We start from the raw sequence: 645 nt of genomic DNA on the forward strand, positions 1-645 counted from the left end.
GATCCTCACCTCACGGCTTGGTTTTCCTGGTTTTCCCCTTACGGGATTTCGACACTTGCCTAGACTGATTTTTAACAGCCCCCGGTAGAACGTCTGCACAGGCAGTTTCCTTTCCCGTCTGTCCAACGGTACTAATTAGCTTAATTCCTCGGTTTCTAATGTTTTGACCTGCGGCTATATCGCGGTCTGTTTTGTATCCACAACGAGGACAATCATGGATTCTCACACTCAGGTCTTTTTTAACTTCACCACCACATTCAGGACACTCTTGAGAAGTTCCCCTTGCATTAATTTGAGCAAAGAACTTTCCACGTTTCCAACAAACATATTTGACGATAGCTCTAAACTGTCCGAATGCAGCATCAAGAGTATGTTTCTTGAACAGACCTTTAGCCATTATTCGGTAGTCTAAATCTTCCATGAAGACCATATCACCCGCGTCACAAAGCGCATGAGCTTGTTTGTAATGAAAGTCTTTCCTCGTGTTGTCGATTTGGTGGTGAAGTCGAGCAACTTTAAGTCGTTGTTTCTCGTAATTTTTAGACCTTTTCTGTTTCCTAGAAAGTCTGCGTTGCAGTAATTTCAACTCGCTTTGCAGCTTCTTGAAAAACTTAGGAGGTTTGACGATAACACCGTCACTCGTTG

1 protein-coding gene is annotated in these 645 nt (G+C 43.3%); it reads right to left on the reverse strand.

The features are described from left to right. Nucleotides 1-10: 10 nt before the first annotated feature. Nucleotides 11-645: RNA-guided endonuclease InsQ/TnpB family protein (locus M595_RS28340; protein WP_023069978.1), on the reverse strand; the 635-nt coding region annotated here is incomplete at its 5' end.

The sequence above is a fragment of the Lyngbya aestuarii BL J genome, from assembly GCF_000478195.2.
GTDB lineage: Bacteria > Cyanobacteriota > Cyanobacteriia > Cyanobacteriales > Microcoleaceae > Capilliphycus > Capilliphycus aestuarii.